The 17,338-nt window shown below is 70.8% G+C and carries 14 protein-coding genes; all 14 read left to right on the top strand.

The window, feature by feature from the left end:
- The first annotated feature begins 4 nt into the window (after positions 1–4).
- On the top strand, positions 5–1,513 hold the full coding sequence (locus tag ABZ893_RS03735; RefSeq protein WP_361396218.1) for a sugar ABC transporter ATP-binding protein: 1,509 nt from the start codon (positions 5–7) through the stop codon (positions 1,511–1,513).
- A gap of 182 nt (positions 1,514–1,695) precedes the next feature.
- Entirely contained in the window at positions 1,696–2,709 is a 1,014-nt protein-coding gene (locus ABZ893_RS03730; RefSeq protein WP_361396216.1) for an ABC transporter permease, read from the top strand.
- A 20-nt stretch (positions 2,710–2,729) separates the two neighbouring features.
- A complete protein-coding gene (locus ABZ893_RS03725) occupies positions 2,730–3,773 on the top strand; it encodes a substrate-binding domain-containing protein (RefSeq protein WP_361396213.1) in 1,044 nt (347 codons plus the stop codon).
- A 57-nt stretch (positions 3,774–3,830) separates the two neighbouring features.
- Positions 3,831–5,033 (top strand): Gfo/Idh/MocA family oxidoreductase, encoded by a 1,203-nt coding sequence (locus ABZ893_RS03720; protein ID WP_361396210.1) that lies wholly within the window; start codon positions 3,831–3,833, stop codon positions 5,031–5,033.
- A gap of 13 nt (positions 5,034–5,046) precedes the next feature.
- A complete protein-coding gene (locus ABZ893_RS03715) occupies positions 5,047–6,045 on the top strand; it encodes a sugar phosphate isomerase/epimerase family protein (protein WP_361396207.1) in 999 nt (332 codons plus the stop codon).
- A gap of 238 nt (positions 6,046–6,283) precedes the next feature.
- On the top strand, positions 6,284–8,749 hold the full coding sequence (locus tag ABZ893_RS03710; RefSeq protein WP_361396204.1) for a PQQ-dependent sugar dehydrogenase: 2,466 nt from the start codon (positions 6,284–6,286) through the stop codon (positions 8,747–8,749).
- 118 nt (positions 8,750–8,867) lie between these two features.
- Positions 8,868–9,986 carry an inositol-3-phosphate synthase gene (locus tag ABZ893_RS03705; protein WP_361396201.1) on the top strand — a complete coding sequence of 373 codons (1,119 nt, stop codon included), beginning with the start codon at positions 8,868–8,870 and terminating at the stop codon, positions 9,984–9,986.
- Complete coding sequence (locus tag ABZ893_RS03700) at positions 9,983–11,230, top strand: UbiA family prenyltransferase (protein WP_361396198.1); 1,248 nt, start codon at positions 9,983–9,985, stop codon at positions 11,228–11,230. The genes ABZ893_RS03705 and ABZ893_RS03700 overlap by 4 nt, the downstream gene beginning before the upstream one ends.
- Positions 11,227–12,087: a sugar phosphate isomerase/epimerase family protein gene (locus tag ABZ893_RS03695; protein ID WP_361396195.1), complete on the top strand. Its 861-nt coding sequence runs from the start codon at positions 11,227–11,229 to the stop codon at positions 12,085–12,087. The genes ABZ893_RS03700 and ABZ893_RS03695 overlap by 4 nt, the downstream gene beginning before the upstream one ends.
- The gene (locus tag ABZ893_RS03690) at positions 12,080–12,691 is read left to right on the top strand and encodes an EboA domain-containing protein (RefSeq protein ID WP_361396192.1); all 612 of its coding nucleotides are present in this window, start codon (positions 12,080–12,082) and stop codon (positions 12,689–12,691) included. The genes ABZ893_RS03695 and ABZ893_RS03690 overlap by 8 nt, the downstream gene beginning before the upstream one ends.
- Positions 12,691–13,539 carry a TatD family hydrolase gene (locus ABZ893_RS03685; protein WP_361396190.1) on the top strand — a complete coding sequence of 283 codons (849 nt, stop codon included), beginning with the start codon at positions 12,691–12,693 and terminating at the stop codon, positions 13,537–13,539. The genes ABZ893_RS03690 and ABZ893_RS03685 overlap by 1 nt, the downstream gene beginning before the upstream one ends.
- A 3-nt stretch (positions 13,540–13,542) precedes the next feature.
- A complete protein-coding gene (gene eboE / locus ABZ893_RS03680; RefSeq protein ID WP_361396187.1) occupies positions 13,543–14,712 on the top strand; it encodes a metabolite traffic protein EboE in 1,170 nt (389 codons plus the stop codon).
- On the top strand, positions 14,709–16,139 hold the full coding sequence (locus ABZ893_RS03675) for a nucleotide pyrophosphatase/phosphodiesterase family protein (protein WP_361396184.1): 1,431 nt from the start codon (positions 14,709–14,711) through the stop codon (positions 16,137–16,139). The genes eboE and ABZ893_RS03675 overlap by 4 nt, the downstream gene beginning before the upstream one ends.
- Positions 16,136–17,290, top strand: coding sequence for a sugar phosphate isomerase/epimerase family protein (locus ABZ893_RS03670; protein WP_361396181.1), 1,155 nt, complete (start codon positions 16,136–16,138; stop codon positions 17,288–17,290). The genes ABZ893_RS03675 and ABZ893_RS03670 overlap by 4 nt, the downstream gene beginning before the upstream one ends.
- The last annotated feature ends 48 nt before the right edge of the window (positions 17,291–17,338 follow it).

Here is a 17,338-nt window from a genome sequence, read left to right as displayed (position 1 = left end):
CACCATGGCACCGGAACCACCCCTGCTCACCATGTCCGGCATCACCAAGTCGTTCCCCGGCGTCCGCGCCCTCGACGGCGTGGACCTCGAAGTCCAGGCCGGCGAAGTGCACTGTCTCCTCGGCCAGAACGGCGCCGGAAAATCGACCCTCATCAAGGTCCTCGCCGGCGTCCACCAGCCCGACGACGGCACGATCACCTGGAGCGGCGAACACACGGCCCTCAAGTCGCCCATCGCCGCGATGCGCCTAGGCATCGCCACCATCTACCAGGAACTCGACCTGGTGGAAGGCCTGTCGGTGGCCGAGAACGTCTTCCTCGGACACGAGCCGACGACCGCCGGTTTCGTCGTACGGGGACGCGACGCGCGCAGCGCGACCGCCGCGCTCCTCAAACGGCTCGGGCACGGCGAGATCGACCCGGGGCGCCTCGTCGGCGACCTCTCGGCCGCGCAGCAGCAGATCGTGTCCATGGCCCGCGCCCTATCGCACGACGTGCGCCTCATCGTCATGGACGAACCGTCCGCCGCGCTCGACCCCGACGAGGTCGACAACCTCTTCCGCATCGTCGCCGCCCTCACGGCGGACGGCGTCGCCGTCGTCTACATCTCGCACCGGCTCGAAGAGATACGCAGGATCGGTGACCGGGTCACCGTCCTCAAGGACGGGCGGGCAGTCGCGGGGGGACTGCCCGCCAAGGACACCCCGACGCGCGACGTCGTCGCCCTGATGACGGGCCGGAACGTGGAGTACGTGTTCCCCGACCGCCCGGTGGACCCCGTACTCCCCGAGCCGGTCCTCACGGTCAAGGGCCTGTCCCGGGAAGGGGAGTTCGCCCCACTCGACCTCGAACTGCGCCCCGGCGAGATCGTAGGCCTCGCCGGACTGGTCGGCTCGGGCCGCTCCGAAATCCTGGAGACGATCTACGGAGCCCGCAAGCCAAGCACCGGCCAAGTAACCGTAGGCGGAAGCGAATTGAGACCAGGCAGCGTACGCTCCGCCGTCCGCGCCGGCCTCGGCCTCGCCCCCGAGGAACGCAAGTCCCAGGCACTCCTGATGCTGGAATCCGTCACCCGCAACGTCTCGGTCTCCTCCATGTCCCGCTTCTCGTACGGGGGTTGGCTGGACCGGGGCAAGGAGCGCGCCGCGGCACTGGCGGCAACCCGAGAACTGTCCCTCCGCCCGGACAACCCGTCGGCCCCGGTCCGCACTCTCTCCGGCGGCAACCAGCAAAAGGCGGTCCTGGCCCGCTGGCTCCTCCGAGGCTGCCGAGTCCTACTCCTGGACGAACCGACACGGGGCGTCGACGTAGGCGCAAGGGCGGAACTCTACGCAGTGATCCGCCGCCTGGCCGACGCGGGCCTGGCAGTCCTCCTGGTCTCCAGCGAAGTCCCCGAAGTCCTGGGCCTGTCAGACCGAGTCCTGGTCCTGAGGGAGGGCCAGGTAATCCACGAGTCGAGGGCAACGGCTTTGGACGAACATGCGGTCCTGAACTTGGTTCTCGCGGCTGAGTGACGAGTGCCCCTGAAAGGGGCGCGGGGAACTGCGCGTTTTTAGGGGCGCGGGGAACTGCGCAAAAAAACCTCAGCCACAACGAACGCGCACACGACAAACGACATAGCCCCGAATCCAGGGGCGCGGGGAACTGCGCAAAACCCCCGCCACAAACAACCCGCACACGACGGGAGCCCGGAGCCATGGCCCACCCCGCACCGCCCGCACGATCCGCCCCGCCCGCCGCAGGCAACTGCGCCGAAGGCCAAAAATGGGCCCCCCACATAGACCTCCGCACCCTGTCCCTAGTGGGCGTACTCGCCGCCCTAATCCTCATAGGCGGCCTAACCCAACCAACCGCCTTCCTGGACACAGACAACGTCCAACTAATCCTCACCCAAGCCTCAGTAATAGGCATCGTCACCGTAGGCATGACCTTCGTCATAATCTCCGGCGGAATCGACCTCTCCGTAGGAGCAATAGTCGCCCTCGCCAGCGTCTGGGCCACCACAGTAGCCACCCAGGAATACGGCTTCACCGGCATCCTCTTCACAGCAGTCGCCGTAGGCGTAGCGTGCGGCCTCGTAAACGGAGTGCTAGTCGCCTACGGAGGCATAGTCCCGTTCATCGCCACCTTGGCGCTGCTCGCCTCAGGCCGTGGCCTAGCTCTCCAGATCACCGACGGCAAGACCCAGATGGTCACCGTGGACGGAGTCCTGAAACTCGGCGAGCGCGACTCCTACATCCTCGGCATCCCACCCCTGGTCATCGTCTTCGCCGCCGTCACCGTCATCGGCTGGCTCGTCCTGAACCGCACCACCTTCGGCCGCCGCTCCGTCGCGGTCGGCGGAAACGCCGAGGCCGCGCGCCTCGCCGGCATCGACGTACGGCGCCAGCGCCTGTACCTCTACCTCCTCTCCGGCCTGTGCTGCGGCATCGCCGCGTTCCTGCTGATCGTCCTGTCCGGCTCCGGCCAGAACACCAACGGCAACCTCTACGAACTCGACGCCATCGCCGCCGCGATCATCGGCGGCACCCTCCTGACCGGCGGCCGCGGCACCATCACCGGCTCAGTCCTCGGCGTACTGATCTTCACCACGATCACCAACATCTTCGCGCTCAACAACCTGCAGAGCGACGTCCAGCAGATCGCCAAGGGGGCGATCATCGTCGCCGCCGTCCTGGTCCAGCGACGTACCTCCTCCACCCCCTCCTGACTAGGGAAAGGCCGGCCGACATGCCAGAGACAAGCAGCCGCAGAGGACTCCTCTTCGGGGCGGCAGCCGCCGTCACCACGGGCGGGCTGCTCACCGCCTGCACGAGCAACGAGCCCAGCCACACCAAGCCCGCCGCCGACAACAAGCCCGCTGCCGACAACAAGCCCGGCAAGCGCGTCACCATCGGCTTCGCCGGACCGCAGGCCGACCACGGCTGGCTGAACGCGATCAACGACAACGCCAAGGAACGCGCGAAGAAGTACGCCGACGTCACCCTGGAGGCGACGGAGGGCTCGAACGACACGGCCGCGCAGATCGGGCAGGTCGAGACCCTCATCAACAAGAAGGTCGACGTCCTGGTGATCCTGCCGGCCGACGGCAAGGCCCTCACCCGGGTCGGCCTGAAGGCGATGCGCGCCGGGATCCCCGTCGTGAACCTCGACCGGATCTTCAACACCCCGCAGGCGTACCGCTGTTGGATCGGCGGCGACAACTACGGCATGGGCCTGAGCGCCGGCAACTACATCGGCGAGAAGCTGAAGGGCAAGAAGAACGCCAGGGTCGTCGAGCTCGCCGGGCTCGACAACCTGGAGCTCACCAAGCAGCGCTCCCAGGGCTTCGACGACGCCCTGAAGAACTACCCGAACATCACGAAGGTCGCCCGCCAGGCCGCCGAGTTCACCGTCGAGTCGGGCCAGCAGAAGATGTCCCAGCTCCTCCAGGCGCAGAAGAACTTCGACGCGCTGTGGAACCACGACGACGACCAGGGAGTGGGCGCCCTGCGCGCCATCAAGCAGGCCGGGCGCGACGACTTCCTGATGGTCGGCGGTGCCGGGGCGCTCTCCGCGTTCCAGGCCATCGAGGCCGACAACAGCGTCCTCAAGGCGACCGTCCTCTACCCGCCGACCATGGCCGCGTCCGCGATCGACCTCGCGCGCGCCCTCGGCCAGGGCAAGGGCGTCAGCGGCATGGCCGAGTTCGAGATCCCGGCGCACGTGACGCTGTTCTCGGCGGTCGTCGACAAGGACAACGTCGGCCAGTACATGCCGACCGGCTTCAAGTGATGGGTGCCGCCCCCACAGCGCAGCTCGCGGGACCGGCGTCGACGAGAGGACTACTGCATGGGCACGACGGTGGAGCCCGAGGCCGCACGGCGCACCCTGGGCATCGGCATGGTCGGATACGCCTTCATGGGCGCCGCCCACTCCCAGGGCTGGCGCACCGTGGGCCGGGCCTTCGACCTGCCGCTGCGGCCGCGCCTCGCGGCGGTCTGCGGCCGTGACGCGGGGGCCGTGCGCGCCGCCGCCGACCGGCTCGGCTGGGCCGCGGCCGAGACGGACTGGCGCGCGCTGATCGCCCGCGACGACGTGGACGTCGTAGACATCTGCACCCCGGGCTCCAGCCACGCGGAGATCGCCGTCGCCGCCCTGGAGGCGGGCAAGCACGTGCTGTGCGAGAAACCGCTCGCCAACACGGTCGCCGAGGCCGAGGCGATGGCCGAAGCGGCGCAACGTGCCTTTGACAGAGGTCAGTTGGCGATGACCGGCTTCAACTACCGCCGCGTCCCCGCCACCGCACTCGCCCGCCGCCTGGTCGCCGAGGGCCGCATCGGCGCCCTGCGCCACGTCCGCGTCTCCTACCTCCAGGACTGGCTCGTCGACCCCGACTTCCCGCTCACCTGGCGGCTCAAGAAGGAGGACGCGGGCTCGGGCGCGCTGGGCGATCTGGGCGCGCACGCCGTCGACCTCGCGCAGTTCCTGACGGGGGAGCGGATCGCGGGGGTGTCCGCGCTCACCGAGACCTTCGTCCGGGAGCGGCCGGTCCTCGCGGGCGCCACGTCGGGGCTCGCGGCGGGCGGCGGGGGCGTCGCGCGCGGCCCGGTCACGGTGGACGACGCCGCCCTGTTCACCGCCCGCTTCACCTCCGGCGCGCTCGGCTCCTTCGAGGCGACCCGTTTCGCCGCCGGCCGCAAGAACGCGCTGCGGATCGAACTCAACGGTGAGAAAGGCTCGTTGGCCTTCGACCTGGAACGCCTCAACGAGCTCTCCTTCCACGATCACACGGAACCCGGGGCCGGCGCCGGTTTCCGCCGCATCCTCGTCACCGAGCCGGACCACCCCTACCTGGAGGGCTGGTGGCCGCCGGGCCACGGTCTCGGCTACGAGCACACCTTCACGCACCAGGCCCGCGACCTGGTCCACGCCATCGCCGAGGGCGAGCAGCCCCAGCCGTCCTTCGCCGAGGGCCTGCGCGTGCAGCGCGTGCTGGCCGCTGTCGAGGAGAGCGCCCTCAAGAACTCCGTCTACACCGCCATACCCGTCTGAGGAGGCACGGCTCATGCCACGCCAGTTCACCCTGTTCACCGGACAGTGGGCCGACCTGCCCCTCGAAGAGGCCTGCCGGCTCGCCCGCGACTTCGGCTACGACGGCCTCGAACTCGCCTGCTGGGGCGACCACTTCGAGGTCGACAAGGCCCTCGCGGACCCGGGTTACGTCGACTCGCGCCGGGCCCTGCTCGACAAGTACGGCCTCAAGTGCTGGGCGATCTCCAACCACCTCGTGGGCCAGGCTGTGTGCGACGCGATCATCGACGAACGCCACCAGGCGATCCTGCCCGCCCGCATCTGGGGCGACGGCGAGCCCGAGGGCGTACGGCGGAGGGCCGCGGCCGAGATGGCGGACACCGCGCGCGCCGCGGCGGCCTTCGGCGTCGACACGGTCATCGGGTTCACCGGCTCGTCCATCTGGCACCTCGTCGCCATGTTCCCGCCCGCGCCCGAGTCGATGATCGAGCGCGGCTACGAGGACTTCGCCGAGCGCTGGAACCCGATCCTCGACGTCTTCGACGCGCAGGGCGTCCTGTTCGCGCACGAGGTCCATCCGTCGGAGATCGCGTACGACTACTGGACCACGCACCGCGCCCTCGAAGCCGTCGGCCGGCGGACCGCGTTCGGCCTGAACTTCGACCCCAGCCACTTCGTGTGGCAGGACCTCGACCCGGTCGGCTTCCTGTGGGACTTCCGCGACCGGATCTACCACGTCGACTGCAAGGAGGCCCGGCGCCGCCTGGACGGCCGCAACGGCCGCCTCGGCTCCCACCTGCCCTGGGGCGACCCGCGCCGAGGCTGGGACTTCGTCTCGGCGGGCCACGGCGACGTCCCCTGGGAGGACGTCTTCCGAATGCTCAGCTCGATCGACTACGAGGGCCCGATCTCGGTGGAGTGGGAGGACGCGGGCATGGACCGCCTCCAGGGCGCTCCCGAGGCCTTGAGGCACCTCAAGTCCTTCGACTTCGACCCTCCGACGTCGTCCTTCGACGCAGCCTTCAGCAACTAGCGCCCCCGTAAGGGGCGCGGGGAACTGCGCGACCAGCCCCAACGGTCCGCAGTCACTGAACCCTGCCCAGACACCCCTTTGTCTCTACTCGGGAAAAAGTCCCAACAACCCCACGCACAAGGACTATCCGAACCAGACAAAGCCAACTAGCTTCAGTGCCGCATACATGGCAACCGCCCTCCGGGGTGATCCGGCGCACCCCACCCCCGCACGCCCGCCCCCTTTCCGGAGGAACCCCGTGCAAAGGAAACGCCCAAGACTCCGCAAGGCACTCGCACTCCTCACCGGCTCACTCCTCGCCGGAGCCTCACTCACGCTCGGCGCCCCGAACGCAGGCGCCGCCCCCGCCCCCGACACGTCGGCCCCTGTCGCCACGGAGGACTTCCAGCAGGTCACCCTGGCCAAGGGCGCCGAGGAGGTCGGCGAGCCCATGTCCCTCGCCGTCCTCCCGGACCGCAAGGTCCTGCACACCTCCCGCGACGGCGTCCTGCGCCTGACCGACGAGAACGGCACCACCAAGGTCGCCGGCAAGCTCGACGTCTACTCCCACGACGAAGAGGGCCTCCAAGGTGTGGGCGTGGACCCGGAGTTCAGTACCAACCGCTTCGTCTACCTCTATTACGCCCCGCCCCTGAACACCCCGGCGGGCGACGCCCCGAACGACGGCACCGCCGCCGACTTCAAGCCCTTCGACGGCTACAACCAGCTCTCCCGCTTCGTCCTCAAGGCGGACGGCACCCTGGACAACGCCAGCGAGAAGAAGATCCTCGAAGTGCCCACCTCGCGCGGCATCTGCTGCCACGTCGGCGGTGACATCGACTTCGACAAGGACGGCAACCTCTACCTGTCGACGGGCGACGACTCCAACCCGTTCGCGTCCGAGGGCTACACCCCCATCGACCAGCGCCCCACCCGTAACCCGGCCTACGACGCACGGCGTTCGGCGGGCAACACCAATGACCTGCGCGGCAAGATCCTCCGTATCAAGGTCGCCGACGACGGCTCCTACTCCGTCCCCAGCGGCAACCTCTTCGCCCCCGGCACGGACAAGACCCGTCCCGAGATCTACGCGATGGGCTTCCGCAACCCGTTCCGGATGAGCGTCGACAAGCCGACCGGCATCGTCTACGTCGGTGACTACGGCCCCGACGCCGGCGCCGCCGACCCGAAGCGCGGCCCCGCCGGCCAGGTCGAGTTCGACCGCGTGACGAAGCCCGGCAACTACGGCTGGCCGTACTGCACCGGCGACAACGATGCCTACGTCGACTACGACTTCGCCACCAAGACGTCCGGCGCTGCCTTCGACTGCGCCGCGCCGAAGAACACCTCGCCCCACAACACGGGCCTCGTCGACCTGCCGCCCGCGCAGCCTGCCTGGATCCCGTACGACGGCGGCAACGTCCCCGAGTTCGGCAGCGGCTCCGAGTCCCCGATGGGCGGACCCGTCTACCGCTACGACGCGGCCAGCACGTCGCCCGTGAAGTTCCCGGAGGCCTACGACGGGGACTACTTCGCCGGTGAGTTCGGCCGCCGCTGGATCAAGCGCATCGAGCAGGACGCGGACGGCAACGTCACCAAGATCAACCCGTTCCCGTGGACCGGCACCCAGGTGATGGACATGGCGTTCGGCCCCGACGGCGCCCTGTACGTCCTCGACTACGGCACCGCATGGTTCGGCGGCGACGCGAACTCGGGTCTCTACCGAATAGAGAACGCCACCGACGGACACTCACCCGTCGTCGACGGCAAGGTCGACAAGACCTCCGGCCAGGCCCCGCTGAAGGCCACCTTCTCCGCGACCGGCACCGACGCCGACGGTGACGACAATGCCCTGACCTACTCCTGGAACTTCGGCGACGGCACCACCGGCACCGGGGCGGCGCCCACCCACACGTACAAGAAGAACGGCACCTACACCGCGACCGTCACCGCCAAGGACGTCACCGGCCGCACCGGCAGCGCCGACGTGCACCTCGTCGTCGGCAACACCGCGCCCAAGGTGACCCTTGAACTCCCCGCCGACGGCCAGCTGTTCACCTTCGGCGACAAGGTGCCGTTCAAGGTGAAGGTCACCGACCCGGAGGACGGCACGATCGACTGCTCCAAGGTCAAGGTCACCCACATCCTCGGCCACGACAGCCACGGCCACCCGGTCACCTCCGCGAACGGCTGCTCGGGCACCATCCAGACGCTCGCCGACGGTGAGCACGACGCGAACGCCAACATCTTCGGGGTCTTCGACGCCGAGTACACCGACAAGGGCGCGAACGGCCAGCCCGCGCTCACCACGCACGACCAGAACGTCCTCCAGCCCAAGCACCGCCAGGCCGAGCACTTCGGCGACTCGAAGGGTGTCGGCGTCGTCAGCCACACCACGGCGAACGGCGGCAAGGCCGTCGGCGACATCGACGACGGCGACTGGATCTCCTTCACGCCGTACGCCCTGAGCGACGCCACGTCGTTCAGCGCGCGCGTCGCCTCCGCCGGCAGCGGCGGCACCCTGGAGATCCGCAGCGGCTCCGCCACCGGCAAGCTCCTCGGCACCGCCAAGGTCGAACCCACCGGGTCCTGGGAGACGTACAAGGACGTCACCGGCACCATCGGCCGCAGCCCCGACAAGACCACCACGCTCTACCTGGTCTTCAAGGGCGCGGGCAGCGGGCCGCTCTACGAGGTGGACGACTTCACCTTCACGACGGGCTGACCGACGTAGCGCCCGCCATGAGACGGCGGCGGGCGGGGGACGCCGGACCCCCGCCCGCCGTCCCGCACCGCCGACGCTTCTTCCGGCTCCCGGTTCGCGTACGACAAGGAGGCTGCCCATGTCCGCCGAACCCTCAACTCCCGCTCCCCGCTTCGGAGTCTGGCTCGTCGGGGCGCGCGGTTCCGTCGCCACCACCGCCGTCGCGGGCTGCGCCGCCGTCGCCGCCGGGCTGCATCCGCCGACCGGCATGGCCACCGAGACCGCACCCTTCGCCGGGGCCGGGCTGCCCGCGCTGACCTCACTCGTCTTCGGCGGCCACGACACCGTCGACTGCCCCCTGCCCAAGCGCGCCGAGCACCTCGCCGCCGGAGGCGTCCTGCCGCACGGACTGCCGGCCGCCGTCGGGGCCGAACTCGCCGCCGCCGACCGGGAGATACGGCCGGGCGGCCCCCAGCCGGGCGACTCCCGCTCCGACGACGCGCTCATCGCCGCGTTCGCCGACGACATGGGTGACTTCGTCGACCGGGGCGAGCTCGCGGGCGCCGTCGTCGTGAACGTCGCCTCCACGGAACCCGCCCCCGACGGCAGCAGGCTCCCTGCCAGCTCCCTCTACGCGGCGGCCGCCCTGCGCGCGGGCTGCCCGTACGTCAACTTCACCCCCTCCACCGGCCTGCACCACCCCGACCTCGCCGAGGCCGCCGCGACCAGCGGCCTGCCCCACGCGGGCCGCGACGGCAAGACCGGCCAGACGCTCCTGCGGTCCGTGCTCGCGCCGATGTTCCTCCAACGTGCCCTTGCCGTACGGGCCTGGTCCGGCACGAATCTCCTCGGCGGAGGCGACGGAGCGGCCCTCGCCGACCCCGGCGCCGCCGCGGCCAAGAACGCCGGCAAAGAACGCGTCCTCGCCGACGCGCTCGGGGCCGCGCCCGAGGGCGAGGTCCACATCGACGACGTGCCCGCGCTCGGCGACTGGAAGACGGCCTGGGACCACATCGCGTTCGACGGTTTCCTCGGCTCCCGCATGATCCTCCAGACGATCTGGCAGGGCTGCGACTCCGCACTCGCGGCCCCCCTCGTCCTGGACCTGGCCCGCCTCCTCCTACGCGCCCACGAGGTCGGATTCAGCGGCCCCCTCCCCGAACTCGGCTTCTACTTCAAGGACCCCGACGGCGACGCGTCCCCGTCACTGGCCGACCAGTACGAGGCGCTGCTCGCGTTCGCGGGACGCCTGCGATGAGCGGCCACACGGGAAAGCTCCGGGCGTGGGCCGAACTCCTCCGTCTCCCGGCCCTGTTCACGGTCCCCGGCGACGCACTCGCGGGCGCGTCAGCGATGGGCTTGCGCCCGAACCGGGGCACGCTCCTGGCCATCGGCTCATCCCTCTGCCTCTACGAGGCGGGCATGACCCTCAACGACTGGGCGGACCGAGCCGAAGACGCAGTGGACCGCCCCCACCGCCCACTACCCTCAGGCCGAATCAGCCCGGCAGCGGCCTTGACGGCAGCGGCGGCCTTCACGGCGGGGGGCCTGGCCCTGGCTTCGAGGGCAGGCCGCCCGGCCACAGCCGTGGCCACGACACTGGCGGCAACGGTATGGGCGTACGACCTGGGCCTGAAACACACCCCAGCGGGCCCGGCCGCAATGGCAACGGCGAGGGGCCTGGACGTACTGCTGGGCGCGGCGGCCTCCCTCCCTAGCCGCGAGCAGGCGCTCCGAGGGGCGGACGCAACACTGCTCCCACCTCGCTTGGGTCAGGCGTTTCGCAGGTCGGAGGGGACCCTCCTCCCACCTGGCTGTGGCCAGGCGCTCCGCGGGGCGGACGCGACACTTCCCGCACCCCGCAGCGGGCAGGCGTTCCGCACGACGGCGGCGACACTCCTCCCACCTCGCTGTGGGCAGCCGTTCCGCACGGCGATGGTGACACTCCTCCCACCTCGCCGGGGTCAGGCGTTTCGCAGGCCGGAGGCGACACCCCTCCCACCCAGCTGTGGGCAGGCGTTCCGCACGGCGGAACGGGTGGGCACAGCCCCCAGCGCCGGGCGCCCCAAACACGGCCTAAGGGCAGCCCTACCCGCCGCAACAACCATCGCCGCCCACACCCTCGCCGTAACCACGGTGTCCCGCAACGAAACCCAGGGCGGCAACCCACTCGCCCCCTTGGGCGCCCTCGCCGCAACCATCACACTCGCCCGGCACATACTCCCGGCAGGCCGGCGGTCCGCAGCCACCCCCGGCCTGCCGGGTCCCCTCACCACCACCCTGGCCAGCGCCTACGCCAAGGCAGCAGCCCGCCCCTACTTCCACGCAGCCCTCAACCCCTCCCCGCCCCTCACCCAACGCGCCGTAGGCGCCGGCATCCGAGCCCTCATCCCCCTCCAGGCGGCGCTGGCCGCCAAGGCCGGCGCCCCCAGAACGGCCTCGCTCATCGCCGCCCTCGCGCCGCTCAGCCGGCGCATCGCACCGAAGGTGACCGTCACATGACCCCCCGCTGGGGCTACGGCACCAACGGCCTCACCGACCTCCGCCTCCCCGACGCCCTCACCCTCCTCGCCGACCTCGGCTACGACGGCGTCGGCCTCACCCTCGACCACATGCACCTCGACCCCCTTTCCCCCGACCTCACCGCCCGCACCCGGCGCGTGGCCCGCGCCCTGAACCGGCACAGCCTGACCGTGACCGTCGAGACCGGCGCCCGCTACGTTCTCGACCCCCGCCGAAAGCACGGCCCCTCCCTCCTGGACCCCGACCCGGACGCCCGAGCCGCCCGCACCCGGCTCCTCATCAGGTCCGTGCAGGTAGCCGCAGACCTCGGCGCACACGCACTGCACTGCTTCAGCGGCGTCACCCCACCCGGTACGGACGACGGCACCGCGTGGAAACGGTTCGCCGACGCCCTCGCCCCCGTCCTCGACGCGGCCCACGCGGCAGCCATCCCGCTCGCCATCGAGCCCGAGCCGGGCCACCTCCTCGCCACCCTCGCCGACTTCCACTACCTCCGCCAGGAGTTCGGCGGCCCGCCCGCGCTCGGCCTGACCCTGGACATCGGCCACTGCCAGTGCCTCGAACCGCTCCCGCCCGCCGACTGCGTACGCGCCGCCGCACCCTGGCTGAAGCACGTACAGATCGAGGACATGCGGCGCGGCGTCCACGAACACCTCCCGTTCGGCGAGGGCGAGATCGACTTCCCGCCCGTCCTGGCCGCCCTCGACGCGTCCGGCTACCAGGGGCTGACCGTCGTCGAACTGCCCCGCCACTCCCACGCCGGACCACAGCTCGCCGAGAAGTCGCTCCGATTCCTGCGCGCCGCGTCCCTGGCCGATGGAGCACCGCATGACTGAAGACATCGCGACCCTGCGCGCCCGCACCGAGGCCGCCCTCGACGAACCCGCACGCGCCTGGCTCGACCAGGCCACAACAGAGACTGTCCAACCACACACAAAAGACTGGGAGTTGAGGTTCGCCGAAGCGGGCCGCCGCTGCGGCACCCCGCACGCAGACGCCGTACGCATCCTCCTCCTGCACGCCGCCCGCGCCGACACCGCGACCCTCACCCGCCTCTACGAACAGGGCGCCGCCGCCGAACGCCGCGCCGTCCTCGCGGCCCTGCCGCACGTCGTCCCCGGCCCCGAGGCCCTGCCCCTCGTCGAGGACGCCCTCCGCACGAACGACACCCGCCTCGTGGCCGCCGCCGTCGGCCCCTACGCCGCCGCGCACCTCGCCCCGCACCACTGGCGGCACGCCGTCCTGAAGTGCCTGTTCACCGGGGTGCCCGTGGACGCCGTTGCCGGGCTCGCCGCACGCGCCCGCGGGGACGCCGAACTCGCCCGGATGCTCGGCGACTTCGCCCACGAACGCACCGCCGCGGGCCGCCACGTGCCCGCCGACCTGCACCGCGTCCTGGCCCTGACCACGCCGCCCGCCCCCGAGGCCGAGGAGTCCTGATGCGCATCTTCGACCCGCACATCCACATGACGTCGCGCACCACCCACGACTACGAGGCCATGTACGCCGCGGGCGTGCGGGCGATCGTCGAGCCGTCGTTCTGGCTCGGCCAGCCCCGTACCTCGCCCGCCTCGTTCTTCGACTACTTCGACGCACTCCTCGGCTGGGAACCGTTCCGCGCAGCGCAGTACGGCATCGCCCACCACTGCACGCTCGCCCTCAACCCCAAAGAGGCGAACGACCCTCGCTGCACCCCCGTCCTCGACGCGCTGCCCCGCTACCTCGTCAAGGACAACGTCGTCGCCGTCGGCGAGATCGGCTACGACTCCATGACCCCCGCCGAGGACACCGCGCTCGCCGCCCAGCTCCAGCTCGCCGCAGGCCACGGACTCCCCGCCCTCGTACACACCCCGCACCGCGACAAGCTCGCCGGACTCCGCCGCACCCTCGACGTCGTACGAGAATCCGACCTGCCGCTCGACCGGGTTCTCATCGACCACCTCAACGAGACCACGGTGAAGACGGCCAAGGACGCGGGCTGCTGGCTCGGCTTCTCCGTCTACCCCGACACCAAGATGGACGAGGACCGCATGGTCGCGATCCTCACCGAGTACGGGCCGGAGCAGGTACTCGTCAACTCGGCCGCGGACTGGGGGAGGAGCGACCCGCTCAAGACCCGCAAGGTCGCCGACGCGATGCTCAAGGCCGGGTTCGGTGACGACGACGTGGACCGGGTGCTGTGGCGCAACCCCGTCGCGTTCTACGGCCTCAGCGGCCGCCTCGCACTCGACGTCACCGACACCGATGCCACGCACGAGGGCAACTCCATCCTGCGCGGCGGTGCGTGAGCGATGCGCTTCCGGCACCCCGACGGCTCCACCGTCCACCTCGCGTACTGCACCAACGTCCACCCCGCCGAGACCCTCGACGGCGTGCTCGCCCAGCTGCGCGACCACTGCGAACCCGTCCGCAAGCGCCTCGGCCGCGACCGGCTCGGCATCGGCCTGTGGCTCGCCAAGGACGCCGCCCGCGCCCTCGGCACCGACCCCGCCGCCCTGCGCGGACTGCGTACGGAACTCGACCGCCGCGGCCTCGAAGTCGTCACCCTCAACGGCTTCCCGTACGAGGGATTCGGCGCCGAAGAGGTCAAGTACCGTGTGTACAAGCCTGATTGGGCCGACCCCGAACGTCTCGCGCACACCGCCGACCTGGCCCGGCTGCTCGCCGCATTGCTTCCGTCCGACGTCACCGAGGGCACCATCTCCACGCTGCCCCTCGCCTGGCGCACCGCCTACGACCCGGCCCGCTGGGACCTCGCCCATGCCGCGCTCACCACGCTCGCCGGGCGGCTCGACGCCCTGGAGGAGCTGACCGGCCGCTCGATCCGCGTAGGGCTAGAACCCGAGCCGGGCTGCACAGTCGAGACGACCGGCGACGCCATAGCCCCGCTCACCGCCGTGGCCCGCGACCGCATCGGCGTGTGCGTCGACACCTGCCACCTCGCCACGTCCTTCGAGGACCCCGGCACCGCCCTCGACGCGCTCGCCGCCGCCCGTATCCCCGTAGTCAAGTCCCAGCTCTCCGCCGCCCTGCACGCCGAGCACCCCGCACGGCCCGAGGTCCGCGAGGCGCTCGCCGCGTTCGACGAACCCCGCTTCCTGCACCAGACCCGCGCCCTCACCCCCGAAGGGCTGCGCGGCACCGACGACCTCGGCGAAGCGCTTGCCGGCGGCGCGCTCCCCGACACCACGCCCTGGCGCGCCCACTTCCACGTACCCCTGCACGCCGCGCCCGCCGCGCCCCTCACCTCCACGCTGCCCGTGCTCCAGGACACCCTGACCCGCCTGGTCGGCGGCGCACACCCGCGCACCCGCCACCTGGAGGTCGAGACCTACACCTGGCAGGCGCTCCCGTCCGAGCTGCGCCCACGCGGCCGCGCCCAGCTCGCCGACGGCATCGCCGCCGAACTCACCCTCGCCCGTGACCTCCTGACGGACCTCGGCCTGAAGGAACTCCCATGACCGGCACGCCAGTTGACGCCGCCAATCCGCTCCTCGTCCTGGACGTCGTTGGGCTCACCCCGAGGCTCCTCGACCACATGCCCCACCTCACCGCCCTCGCCCGCTCCGGCTCTGAGGCCCACCTCGGCACCGTGCTGCCCGCCGTCACCTGCGCCGCCCAGTCCACGTTCCTCACCGGCACGATGCCCTCCGAGCACGGCATCGTCGCCAACGGCTGGTACTTCCGCGAGCTGGGCGACGTACTCCTGTGGCGTCAGCACAACGGGCTCGTCGCCGGCGACAAACTCTGGGACGCGGCCCGCCGCAGCCACCCCGGCTACACCGTCGCCAACATCTGCTGGTGGTACGCGATGGGCGCCGACACCGACATCACCGTGACACCCCGGCCCGTGTACTACGCCGACGGCCGCAAGGAACCCGACTGCTACACCCGGCCGCCCGCCCTGCACGACGAACTCACCGAAAAACTCGGCACGTTCCCCCTGTTCCACTTCTGGGGACCCGGCGCCGACCTCGTCTCCAGCCGGTGGATCATCGACGCGACCCGCCACATCCTCGCCACTCGCCGGCCCGACCTCGCACTCGCCTACGTCCCCCACCTCGACTACGACCTCCAGCGCTACGGCCCCGACGACCCCCGCTCCCACCAGGCCGCCGCCGACCTCGACGCGGCACTCGCCCCGCTCCTCGACGACGCACACGCCGAGGGACGCACCGTCGTCGTCCTCTCCGAGTACGGCATCACCCGCGTGGACCGGCCCGTCGACATCAACCGCGCCCTGCGCCGCGCCGGACTCCTCGAAGTGCACACGCAGGACGGCATGGAGTACCTCGACCCGATGACATCGCGGGCGTTCGCGGTCGCCGACCACCAGATCGCCCACATCTACGTAAGCCGTCCCGAAGACATGGAAACGGTCCGCGCGGTGCTCGAGGACGTGCCAGGGATCGAGCAACTCCTCGGCGACGAGGGCAAGAAGGCCCACCACCTCGACCACCCCCGCTCCGGGGAACTCGTCGCCGTCGCCGAACCCGACGCCTGGTTCACGTACTACTACTGGCTCGACGACGACCGCGCGCCCGACTTCGCGCAGCTCGTCGAGATCCACCGCAAACCCGGCTACGACCCCGTCGAGCTGTTCATGGACCCCCAGGACCCCTACGTCAAGGTGAAGGCCGCCGGGGCCCTGGCCCGCAAGAAGCTCGGTATGCGCTACCGCATGGCGGTCGTCCCCCTGGACCCCGCACCGATCCGCGGCAGCCACGGCCGCCTCCCCGTGAGCGACGACAGCCCCGACGGTCCGCTCATCCTCTGCTCCACCCCCCGCGCCGTCACCGGCCGTGTCGCGGCCACCGACGTGAAATCGCTGTTGCTCGACCTGGCCGGCCTCGGACGAGGCCCCTTGCAAGAAAGAGAGACACCGTGACCGCGTTCAACGACGAATCCGCGACCGGCGACGCCCTGCGCCGCACGCTGGGCGTCAGCCGCCGCCGATTCCTGAGCACCTGCACCGCCGCCGCGACCGCCGCCGTGGCCGCCCCCGTCTTCGGCGCCTCACCGGCCCTCGCCCAGACCGCGCCGCCCGGCAGCGACCGGGGCGAAGGCCTCGCCCTCGTCCCGTCGGACAAGCGCGGCATCATCCTCTACACCGTGCGCGACGCCACCGGCAGAGACCCGCTCGCCTCCGACCTGCCGTCCGGCTTCCGCGAGGTCTTCAAGGAACTGGCCCGCTACGGCTACCGGCAGGTCGAGTTCGCCGGCTACGGCCAGCACGCCAACGCGCCCGGCGGCGCGAACCTGGAGTCCGTCGAGGGCGCCAAGATGCTGCGCTCCTGGCTCGACGAGTACGGGCTGCGCGCCCAGGGCAACCACGGCTTCATCCCCGGCTCGTGGCCGCTCACCCAGAGCGACCTCGACACGTTCAAGAAGCACCTGGAGATCGCCAACATCCTCGGCATGGAGCACATGGGCACCGGCGGCGACCCCACCGGCAGCGCCTACCGCGCCGACTGGGACACCGCCGCCGACAAGTGGAACACCCTCGGCGCCATCGCCGGCAAGGCGGGCATCAAGCTCTACACGCACAACCACGACGCGGCCTACGGCTTCCTGCTCGACGGCGGCCCCCTCGACGCGCAGGGCCGCCCGACCCGCAGCTCCGGCATCCGCAAGCTGGAGTACTTCCTCCAGGTCACCGATCCGAAGACGGTCTGGCTGGAGATGGACATCTTCTGGGCGCACGTGGCCCAGTACAAGTTCCACACCCACACCGCCCACGACGGCTCCGAGCAGGAGAACGTCTTCGACCCGGCGGCTCTCGTACGCGCCCACAACAAGCGCTACCCGCTGTTCCACGCCAAGGACGGCACCGTCAACACGACGAACGGCATGGGCTACGACATGGTGCCGTTCGGCGAGGGCGTCATCGACTACCGGACCTTCTTCAGCCGCGTCGGCGCGAAGAACTACCACAACCCGATGGTCGAGCAGGACAACGCGCCCAGCTCCACCGACCTCGGCCAGTCCCTGAAGCACGCGAGGATCGGCTACGACAACATGGCCGCGCTGCGCGAGTAGCGCCGGACACATGAGAGGGGCCCGGCCAGTTGGCCGGGCCCCTCTCAT

This window comes from Streptomyces sp. NPDC046821 (assembly GCF_040645335.1).
Lineage (GTDB): Bacteria > Actinomycetota > Actinomycetes > Streptomycetales > Streptomycetaceae > Streptomyces.
Note: the sequence above shows the minus strand (reverse complement) of the source record. Positions and strands in the feature narration are given on the sequence as shown.